Here is an 11,029-nt window from a genome sequence, read left to right as displayed (position 1 = left end):
TTGGGCTCGTCCGGTGAGCAGGGTGTGGCCGGCGGCGCGGAGGTCGGTGTCGGGGTGGTCCTGGAGGAAGGCGGCCAGCTGTCCTGCCTGGGCGCGCAGCGCGTGTTCGTCCCGGGCGGAGAGCACCCACGGCACCACTGCGAAGGGCGAGTCGGCCGCGGGAGTCTCCTCGGGGACGGGGGCCTCCTCCAGGACGACGTGCGCGTTCGTCCCGCTCGCCCCGAACGCCGACACGCCCGCGCGGCGCGGACGCCCGTCCGCCTCCGGCCACTCCCGCCGCTCGGTGAGCAGTGACACCGCCCCCGAGGCCCAGTCGACGTGCGGTGTCGGCTCGTCGGCGTGCAGCGTCTGCGGCAGCACACCCTGCCGCATCGCCATCACCATCTTGATGACCCCCGCCACACCCGCCGCGGCCTGGGTGTGCCCGATGTTGGACTTCACCGAGCCGAGCCACAGCGGGCGTTCGGCGGGCCGGTCCTGTCCGTAGGTGGCGAGCAGCGCCTGGGCCTCGATCGGGTCGCCGAGCGTGGTGCCGGTGCCGTGGGCCTCGACCGCGTCGACGTCGGCCGCGGACACCCGGGCGCTGTCGAGGGCCTGCCGGATGACCCGTTGCTGGGACGGGCCGTTCGGCGCGGTGAGCCCGTTGGAGGCGCCGTCCTGGTTGACGGCCGAGCCGCGCACCACCGCGAGCACCCGGTGGCCGTTGCGCTGGGCGTCGGAGAGCCGCTCCAGCAGCAGGACGCCGACACCCTCGCCCCAGCCGGTGCCGTCCGCGGTGGCGGAGAAGGCCTTGCAGCGCCCGTCGGGGGCGAGGCCGCGTTGGCGGCTGAACTCGACGAACATGCCGGGTGCGGCCATGACCGCCGCGCCGCCGGCGAGCGCCGTCGAGCACTCGCCCCGGCGCAGCGACTGGCAGGCCAGGTGCAGCGCCACCAGGGAGGACGAGCACGCCGTGTCCACCGTGATCGCCGGGCCCTCCAGGCCGAACACGTAGGACAGCCGACCCGAGATGACGCTTGCCGCGCCACCCGTGAGCAGGTACCCCTCCAGGCTCTCCGTGGCCCGCTGGGCGAGTGCCGCGTAGTCGACCTGCCCCGCGCCCATGAAGACGCCGGTCCGGCTGCCGCGCAGCGACTCCGGGGCGATGCCGGCCCGCTCGAACGCCTCCCAGGAGGTCTCCAGCAGCAGCCGCTGCTGCGGGTCCATCGCCAGCGCCTCGCGCGGACCGATGCCGAAGAACCCGGCGTCGAACCCGTCCACACCGTCCACGAAACCGCCCTCGCGGGCGTACGTGTGACCGGCCCGGTCGGGGTCCGGGTCGTACAGCGAGTCAAGCTCCCAGCCGCGGTCGGCGGGGAACGGGGAGACGGCGTCGCCGCCGCTCGCGACCAACTGCCAGAGGTCCTCGGGTGAGGTGACGCCCCCCGGATAGCGGCAGGCCATGCCGACGACGGCGATCGGCTCGGCCGCGACGGACTCCGTCTCCTGGAGCCGTCGGCGCGTCTCCTGGAGATCGGCGGTCACCCGCTTGAGGAAGTAACGGAGCTTGTCCTCGGTCTCGCTGGCCACAGTGGCGCAACCCCTTCGGATGGAACAGGAACAGGACGACCGGTCGGCGGTGGCGCCGGCGGGAGGAGTCAGGAGATGCCGAGCTCGTTGGTGATGAAGTCGAAGACCTCGTCGTCGTCGGCGGACTCCAACTCCAGTTCGGCGCCGGTGGACGGGCCGTCCTCCGGTCCGGGCCGCGGGCTCCACCGGTCGGCCACGGCCCGCAGCCGGTCGGCGATCCGCGCCCGCTCGGGGTGGTCGGCACCGACCCCGGCGAGCACGGCTTCGAGGCGGTCCAGTTCAGCCAGTACGGGCGCGGCCGAGGGCAGGTCCGCACGCGGGAGTTCCGCGTCCAGGTAGCGGGCGAGCTCCGCCGCCGTCGGGTAGTCGAAGACGAGCGTGGCCGGCAGGCGCAGTCCCGAGGCGCTGGTCAGGCGGTTGCGCAGTTCGACCGCCGTCAGCGAGTCGAAGCCGAGGTCGTTGAACGCCCGGTCGGCGCCGATCGCCGTCGGGGCCGAGTGTCCCAGGACCACGGCCACCTGAGCGCGTACCAGGTCCAGCAGGGCGCGCTCGCGCTCCGCGTCGGAAAGCCCGGCGAGCCGCCGCTTCAGGCCGTCCGTCGCTGCTGCGTCCGGTCGCTCGGCGGGGACGGCGGACGGGCCGGCCAGCCCGCGTAGCAGCGGCGGGAGGTCCGGGCCGGCCTGGCGCAGTGCGGCGGGTTCCAGCCGGACCGGCAGCGACGTCGGTTCGGCTCCGGCGAGCGCCGCGTCGAACAGGGCCAGGCCGTCCTGCGGGCTGAGCGGGAGGAGGCCCGAGCGCCGCATCCGGCCGAGCGTGGCCTCGTCGAGCGCGCCTGCCATTCCCCGGTCCTGCTGCCACAGGCCCCAGGCCAGCGACCGGGCGGGCAGGCCCCGCGCGGCGCGGTGCTGGGCGAGGGCGTCGAGGAAGGCGTTCGCCGCACCGTAGCCCCCCTGGCCGGCACCGCCGAGGGTGGCCGTCGCGGAGGAGAACAGCACGAACGCGGCGAGGTCGGCGTCCCGGGTGAGCTCGTGCAGGTGCCAGGCGGCATCCGCCTTCGGGCGGAGCACGGCCTCGAACCGTTCCTCGGTGAGCGAGGCCAGTGCGCCGTCCGCGACCACGCCGGCCGTGTGGACGACGGCGGTCAGCGGGTGTTCGGCCGGTACGGCGGCGAGGGCCCGGGCGAGGTCCTCGCGGTCGGCCGTGTCGCAGGCGGTGACCGTCACCCGGGCGCCCAGGGCGGTGAGTTCGGCGGTGAGTTCGGTCGCGCCCGGGGCCTGCGGGCCGCGGCGGCCGAGCAGCAGCAGGTGCCGCACACCGTACGCGGTGACCAGGTGTCGGGCGAGCAGCGAGCCGAGCGCGCCGGTACCGCCGGTGATCAGGACGGTGCCGTTCGGGTCGAGCGCGGCGGCCGCGCCGTCCGTCGCCGGGCGGCTCGGCAGCAGGCTCGGCACCAGAAGCGGCGCCAGGAGCGGCGCCAGGAGCGGCGCCAGGACGGCGCCGGCGCGCAGTGCGAGCTGCGGTTCGCCGCCGGCGACTGCCTGGTCCAGTGCCGCCGTGGTGTCCGCGCCGCCGTCCAGGTCGAGCAGGACGAAGCGGTCGGGCTGCTCGGCCTGGGCGGCCCGGACGAGGCCCCAGAGTGGGGCGTGGGCCAGGTTCGGGACGTCCGTGGCCGCTGCCCGGTCGGGGGTGGGGCCGCTCACGTCCGCCCGGTCGGCGGCCACCGCGCCGCGGGTCACCAGGACCAGCCGGGAGGCCGCGAAACGGTCGTCCGCCGCCCAGGCGGTCAGCACGGACCACGTCCGGCGCAGGGCCGCGCGCACCGCTGCGGGGAGGTCGCCCGTGGTGTCGCCCGTGGTGTCCGGCAGGGGCAGGACGACCGCGTCCGGCACCGGTAGCCCCGCGGCGACGGCCTCGCCGAGAGCGGCGAGGTCGGGGTAGCTGTCGAGACCGGGGAAGCCGGAACCGTCCCCGAGCACCGCCCGTCGACCGCGGTCCCGCTCGACCGCCGGGACGGGCGCCCACTCGACGCGGAACAGCGCGTCGCCCAGCCCGGCCCGTGCCGCCGCGCGCAGCTGGCCGACCGAGACCGGACGGGCCCGCAGGGCACCGACCGAGGCGACCGGCGCGCCGGTCTCGTCGGCCACGTCCAGGGACATCGCGTCCGGTCCGGCCGGGGCCAGCCGCAGGCGCAGCCGGACCGCGCCCGAGCGGTGCACCCGGACGTTGTTCCAGGCGAAGGGCAGGAGGACGTGCTCGCCGGTGCGCCCGACCAGGCCCGCGTGCAGCGCTGCGTCGAGCAGCGCGGGGTGGACGCCGTACCGGCCCGCCCGGCCCCGCTCCGGCTCCGGCAGGGCGACTTCGCCGTACACCTCGTCGCCCGCGCGCCACACGGCCCGCAGGCCGCGGAACGACGGGCCGTAGTCGAAGCCGTCACGGGCGACGGAGGGGTAGAAGCCGTCGAGGTCCACCGGCTCGGCGCCCTCGGGCGGCCAGACGCCGGTCGGTCGCCAGCCCGCTCCGCCGTCCCCGCCGTCCCCGCCGTCCCCGCCGTCCCCGCCGTCCCCGGCGGACAGCGTGCCGGACGCGTGCCGGGTCCAGTCCGCGGTGTCGTCCGGCCGCGCGTACACGCCGATCGGCCGCCGGCCCGACTCGTCGGCCGTACCGACCGCCACCTGCACCTGTGCCGTCCCGGTCTCGGCGAGGATCAGCGGCGCCTCCTGGTCCAGTTCCTCGATCGTCGTGCAGCCGGTCAGCCGCGCCGCGTGCAGCGCCAGCTCCAGGTACGCGGTGCCGGGCACCACCGTGCTGCCCAGCACCACGTGGTCGGCGAGCCAGCGGTGCGTGCGGGGCGACAGCCGCCCGGTGAGGATCAGCCCACCGCCCTCGGCCGGGGTGACGGCGGCGCCGAGCAGTGGATGCCCGGCGCTCGCCACGCCCAGCTCGGACGCCTCGGCGGGCGCCCCGGCGGTGGGGTCCAGCCAGTACCGCTCGCCCTGGAACGCGTACGTGGGCAGGTCCAGTCGGCGGCCGGCCGGGCCGGCCGGTTCGGTGAGGAGCGCCGGCCAGTCCACCCGGGCACCGCGCACGTGCGCCCGGGCGACTGCGGCGAGCACCGTGTCCGGCTCCGGACGGCCCCGGCGCAGCAGCGGTACCGCGGCGACGTCCCCGGTCCCGTCCCCGGTCCCGTCCTCGGTACTCTGCCGGGCCATCGCGGACAGCACGCCGTCGGGGCCGAGTTCCAGGAGGGTCGTCACGCCCTGGTCGAGCAGGTGCCGGACACCGTCGTGGAAGCGCACGGCGTCGCGCACGTGCCGAACCCAGTACTCCGAGGTGCGGATCCGGTCGGCGGCGACCGGCCGGCCGGTGAGGTTGGAGACGACCGGGATCGTCGGCTCGTGCAGCACGAGGCCGTCGAGCACCTCGCGGAACGGGGCGAGCATGCCGTCCATGCGGGCGGAGTGGAAGGCGTGACTGACGGCCAGCCGCTTCGTCCGGCGGCCCTGCGCGCTCAGCCGCTCGGCGACCCACGCGACGGCTTCCTCCTCGCCGGAGACCACGACGGAGCGGGGTCCGTTGACGGCGGCGATGCCGGCCTGGCCGACGCGGCTGGTCAGCAGGGCGGCCACCTCCTGCTCCGTCGCCTCCACCGCCACCATCGCGCCGCCGGCGGGGAGTTGCTGCATCAGGCGGCCGCGGGCGGCCACCGCCGTGACCGCGTCCTCCAGCGAGAACACCCCGGCGACGTGGGCCGCCGAAAGCTCCCCGATCGAGTGGCCGAGCACGAAGTCCGGCCGCAGTCCCCAGGATTCGACCAGCCGGAACAGCGCCACCTCCAACGCGAACAGGGCCGCCTGGGTGAAGGCCGTCTCGTCCAGCCGGTCCGCCCCCGGTGACCCCTCCTCGGCGAGCAGCACCTCGCGGACCGGCAGGCCGCTCCGTTCCGTCAGCAGGTCGCACACCCGGTCCAGCTCGGCCGCGAACACCGGGAAGCGCCGGTACAGTTCGCGGCCGGCGCCGGCGCGCTGGGCGCCCTGCCCGGTGAACAGGAACGCCAGCCTGCCGGTGCGCGCGGCCGCGCCCCGGAGGAGGTTGGGCGCGTCGTCGCCCCGGCGCAGCGCGTCGAGGCCGGCGAGCAGTTCCGCGCGGTCGGCTCCGAGCACCACCGCGCGGTGGTCGAGGCCGGCGCGGGCGGTGGCCAGCGTCCACGCGACGTCTGCGGCCGCCCACTCCGGGGCGGTGGCCGTGGCGTCGGCCAGCCGACCGGCCTGGGCGCGCAGGGCCTCCGGGCTCCGGGCCGACAACAGCCACGGGGCCGCGGTGGGTGTCGTGCTGATGCCGGGGGCGGGCCGGCTCTCCAGGGGCTGCTCCTCGACCGGTTGCTCGTCGACCGGCTGTTCCTCGACGTGCTGTTCGAGGATCACGTGGGCGTTGGTGCCGCTGATGCCGAAGGAGGAGACGGCGGCCCGCCGGGGGCGGTCGACGGCCGGCCAGTCGCGCCGCTCGGTCAGCAGTTCCACCGCGCCGCGGGACCAGTCGACCTGCGGGGTCGGTTCGTCGACGTGCAGGGTGGCCGGCAGGACGCCGTGGTGCATCGCCATCACCGTCTTGATGACGCCGGCGACGCCCGCGGCGAGCTGGGTGTGGCCGATGTTGGACTTCACCGAGCCGAGCCAGAGCGGCCGTTCGGCGGGCCGCTCCTTGCCGTAGGTGGCGAGCAGCGCCTGGGCCTCGATCGGGTCACCGAGCCGGGTGCCGGTGCCGTGGGCCTCCACCGCGTCCACGTCCGCGGCGGTGAGCCGGGCGTCCGCGAGCGCGGCCCGGATCACCCGCTGCTGGGCCGGCCCGCTCGGCGCGGTCAGGCCGTTGGAGGCGCCGTCCTGGTTGACGGCCGAGCCGCGGACCACGGCGAGGACCGGGTGGCCGTTGCGCCGGGCGTCGGAGAGCCGCTCGACCAGCAGGACGCCGACCCCCTCGCCCCAGCCGGTGCCGTCGGCCGCGCGGGCGAAGGCCTTGCACCGCCCGTCGGGGGCGAGGCCGCGCTGACGGCTGAACTCGATGAACATGTGCGGTGCCGCCATCACCGCGGCGCCGCCGACCAGCGCCATCGAGCACTCGCCGTCGCGCAGCGCCCGGCCGGCCAGGTGCAGCGCCACGAGCGAGGAGGAGCACGCGGTGTCCACCGTCACCGCCGGGCCCTCCAGGCCGAACGTGTAGGCGAGCCGGCCGGAGGCGACGCTGACGGTGGTTCCGGTCAGCAGATAGCCCTCGGAGCCCTCCGCGCCGCGAGGATCAGCGGCGTAACCGAGCGGGGAGGCGCCGACGAACACACCGGTCGGGGTGCCGCGCACGGACTCCGGGGCGATGCCGGCGCGTTCGAAGACCTCCCAGGACGTCTCCAGCAGGAGCCGCTGCTGCGGGTCCATGGCGAGCGCCTCGCGCGGGCTGATCCCGAAGAAGGCGGCGTCGAACCGTTCCGCGCCCCGGACGAAGCAGCCCGTCCGGACGTAGCTCCGGCCGGCCCGGTCGGGGTCCGGGTCGTACAACTCCTCGACGTCCCAGCCGCGTTCCGCAGGGAACCCGGACAGGGCGTCACGGCCTTCGGACACCAGGCGCCACAGCTCCTCGGGGCTGTCGACGTCACCGGGGAAGCGGCACGCCATGCCGACGATCGCGATCGGCTCGTGCCGGGCCTCGGTCAGCCGGTGGTTCCGCTGCTGGAGCCGCTTGTTCTCCTTGAGGGAGAGCCGGAGCGCTTCCAGCACCTTTGCTTCCTGTGATGAAGCCTGTGAAGCCTGTGATGCAGCCATCGTTGGGTTCTCCGCAGTCCGAGCGCGATCAGAGGTCAGTGGTGCCGAAGGCCAGGCCGATCAGGTCGTCGGCGTCCATGGCGTCGATCTCGTCGAGGTCCCCGTCCGGCTCGGCCGGTGGCTCCTCCGGCCCGGCACCGGCCAGCGCCAGCAGGGCGTCGAGGAGACCGGCGGCGCGCAGCCGGGCCGGCGGGATGGCCGCCAGGAGACGGCTGACCTCGCCGTCCGAGGCCGGTCGGCCGACGGGTTCGGCCGGGGCCAGCTCGGCCTGGAGGAAGGCGGCCAGCGCGTCCGGTGTCGGATGGTCGAAGACCATGGTGGCCGGCAGCCGTAGCCCGGTGGCGATGTTGAGCCGGTTGCGCAGCTCGACGGCGGTGAGCGAGTCGAAACCGAGTTGCTTGAACGCCCGGTCCGGCTGGATGGCCCCGCCCGTGGCGTGGCCGAGGACCACCGCCGCGTTGACGCACACCAGCTCCAGCAGTGCGCGGGCGCGTTCGGCCTCGGGCAGGGCGGCCAGCCGCAGGGCCGGGGCCGGCCCGTCGTCCGTTCCGGTGGCCGCTACCGTGCGCCTGGCGCCCGCACCGACCAGCCGGCGCAGCAACGGCGGCACCGAGCCGGACTGGAAGGCCGTACGGGCGGCCGCGACGTCGAGCTTCATCGCCACCAGCTGGTCCCGGTCGGAGCGCAGTGCCGCGCTGAACATCGCCAGACCGTCGGTGTCGGACAGCGGGCTCACACCGGAGCGCCGCAACCTGGCCAGGTCGGTGGCGTCGAGGTGGCCGGTCATGCCGCTGGCCCGCTCCCACAGGCCCCAGGCGATCGACAGGCCCGGCAGCCCCTCGGCGCGGCGACGCCGGGCGAGCGCGTCGAGGAAGGCGTTGGCCGCGGCGTAGTTGCCCTGGCCGGGGCCGCCCAGGACGGCCGCCGAGGAGGAGAACAGGACGAAGGCGCCGAGGTCCGCGTCGCGGGTCAGCTCGTGCAGGTGCCAGGCGGCGTCGACCTTGGGGCGCAGCACGGTCTCGACCTGCGCCGGGGTCAGCGAGGCGATCACCGCGTCGTCCAGCACGCCCGCGGCGTGGACGACGGCGGTCAGCGGGTGTTCGGCCGGTACGGCGGCGAGGGCCCGGGCGAGGTCCTCGCGGTCGGCCGTGTCGCAGGCGGTGATCGTCACCCGGGCGCCCAGGGCGGTGAGTTCGGTGGTGAGTTCGGTCGCGCCCGGGGCCTGCGGGCCGCGGCGGCCGAGCAGCAGCAGGTGCCGCACGCCGTGTTCGGTGACCAGCCGGCGGGCCACCAGAGCGCCCAGCACGCCGGTGCCGCCGGTGATCAGCACGGTGCCGTTCGGGTCCGGTGCCGCCGGCATGGTGAGCACCACCTTGCCGACGTGCCGGGCCTGGCCCATGAAACGGAACGCGTCCAGTGCCCGCCGTACGTCCCAGGTTCGGGCGGGGATCGGACGGAGCACCCCGCGCTCGAACAGCGGCACCAGTTCGGCCATCATCCGGCCGATCCGGTCGTAGCCGGCCTCGATCAGGTCGAACCAGAGGTAGGAGGTGCCGGGGTGGGCGGCGGTGACCCCGGCCGCGTCGCGGATATCGGTCTTGCCCATCTCCACGAACCGCCCGCCGTCCGCGAGCAGCCGCAGCGAGGCGTCGACGAACTCGTTGGCGAGGGAGTTGAGCACCACGTCCACGCCCCGGCCCGGGGCGGCGGCGCGGACGCGCTGCTCGAAGTCGAGGCTGCGCGAGGACGCGATCCGCTCCTCCGGGATGCCGAGCGCGCGCAGGGTGTCCCACTTGGCCGGGCTGGCCGTGGTGAAGACCTCGGCGCCCAGATGGCGGGCCAGCTGGATCGCCGCCATCCCGACACCGCCGGTCGCCGAGTGGATCAGCACCGACTCGCCGGCGCCCAGCCCGGCGAGGTCGACCAGGCCGTAGTAGGCGGTCAGGAAGGCGATCGGCACCGAGGCGCCCTCGGTGAACGTCCACTGCGCGGGAAGCGGGACGAGCAGTCGCTGGTCGACCACGGCGACCGGCCCGAACGAGCCGGGCACCATGCCCATCACGCGGTCGCCCGGGGCGAACGCGGTGACCTCGGGGCCGGTCTCCAGCACGACGCCGGCGGCCTCTCCGCCCATGACGTCCTGGTCGACCATGCCCAGGCCGAGCAGAACGTCGCGGAAGTTCATGCCGGCGGCCCGTACGGCCAGTCGGACCTGGCCGGGGCCGAGCGGTGCGGAGGCCGCCGGGTGGGGGACGAGGGCGAGGTTCTCCAGTGTGCCCTTGGCGGTGGTGTCCAGACGCCAGTCAGGCGTGTCCGCCGGGGGCTCCAGCAGCCGGCCGGCGGTCGCACGGACGAGGCGCGGGGCGAGCAGGACGCCCTGTCGGAGGGCGAGTTGGGGCTCCCCGGTGGCGAGCGCGGCGGCCAGGGTGAGCAGCAGTCCGTCCGGGTGCTGCCCGTCCAGGTCGAGCAGCACGAAGCGGCCCGGGTGCTCGGTCTGGGCGGAGCGCAGCAGGCCCCAGACCGTGGCGTGGGCGAGGTCGGACAAGCCCTCACCGTCCGCGGCGGCGACAGCGCCTCTGGTGAGTACGACGAGCCTGGAGGTGGCGAAATGGTCGCTCGCGAGCCATTCCTGAAGGATCGTCAGAATACGCATGGCGGCTTCGCGTGCGGCGGCAGGGGCGTCCGGCGACTCGGGACCGGCGGGACCGGCGCAGGTGACCAGGACGGCGTCCGGCACCGTCGCACCGGCCGCCACGGTCTCGGTGAGGGCGGCGAGGTCGGGATGCGTGCCGAGCCGGAGGTCGTCGGGCAGCCCGATGTGGTCGGTGCCGAGCAGGACCCAGCGTCCGGCGGTTGAGCAGGAAGAGGGCGGCAGTTCGGTCCAGTCCACACCCAGCAGCGGGTTCGCGCCGTCGTCGGTCGCTCGCAGTTGCTCGCGCTCCACCGGGCGGCTCGCCAGCGAGGCCACCCGGGCGACCGGCGCGCCGCTCCCGTCGGCCACCGCGAGGGCGACCGCGTCGGCCCCGGCCGGTGACAGGCGCACCCGGAGGGTGGTCGCGCCGGTGGCGTACAGGGAGACGCCGCTCCAGGAGAACGGCAGCCGTACCTCGCCCGGGGCCGCGGCCGCGACCGCGTGCAGGGCCGCGTCCAGCAGGGCGGGGTGCAGGCCGAACTCCGCTGCCGCGTCGTGCTGTTCACGCGGCAGCCGCACCTCGGCGAACAACTCCTCGCCCTGGCGCCAGAGCGCGCGCAGGCCCTGGAACGCCGGACCGTAACCGAGGCCGTCGGCGGCCAGGCGGGGGTACAGGTCCACGAGGTCCACCGGCACCGCGCCGGCCGGGGGCCAGGCGGCGAGGTCCCAGGTCGGACGCTCGGCGTCGGTGGCCAGGACACCGGTCGCGTGCCGGGTCCAGGGGGCGTCGCGGCGGTCCGGGCGGTCGGGGCGGGAGTGAACAGTGACGGTGCGTCGGCCGTCGTCGGCCGCGGGGCCGATCCGGAGCTGGAGCTGGACGGGGCCGCCCTCCGGGATCAACAGCGGGGCCTGGAGGGTGAGTTCTTCGAGGTGCTCGCAGTCGGCGTGGTCGCCGGCGTGGAGGGCGAGTTCGACGAGGGCGGTGCCGGGGAGGAGGGCGGTGCCGAAGACGGCGTGGTCG

General features: G+C 75.7%; 3 protein-coding genes. All 3 read right to left on the bottom strand.

The window, feature by feature from the left end; genetic code table 11:
* The coding region (locus OP86_RS31060; protein WP_425337772.1) for a type I polyketide synthase at positions 1–1,590 on the bottom strand (1,590 nt) is incomplete at its 3' end.
* A gap of 47 nt (positions 1,591–1,637) precedes the next feature.
* On the bottom strand, positions 1,638–7,376 hold the full coding sequence (locus OP86_RS31055) for a type I polyketide synthase (protein WP_078653683.1): 5,739 nt from the start codon (positions 7,374–7,376) through the stop codon (positions 1,638–1,640).
* Between the two features lie 28 nt (positions 7,377–7,404).
* Positions 7,405–11,029, bottom strand: a 3,625-nt coding sequence (locus OP86_RS31050) for an SDR family NAD(P)-dependent oxidoreductase (protein ID WP_033334159.1), incomplete at its 5' end; no start/stop codon positions are given.

Source organism: Streptomyces novaecaesareae, from assembly GCF_000716875.1.
Lineage (GTDB): Bacteria > Actinomycetota > Actinomycetes > Streptomycetales > Streptomycetaceae > Kitasatospora > Kitasatospora novaecaesareae.
The sequence above is the reverse complement of the archived record's forward strand: the minus strand, read 5'-3'. Positions and strand labels throughout refer to the sequence as shown.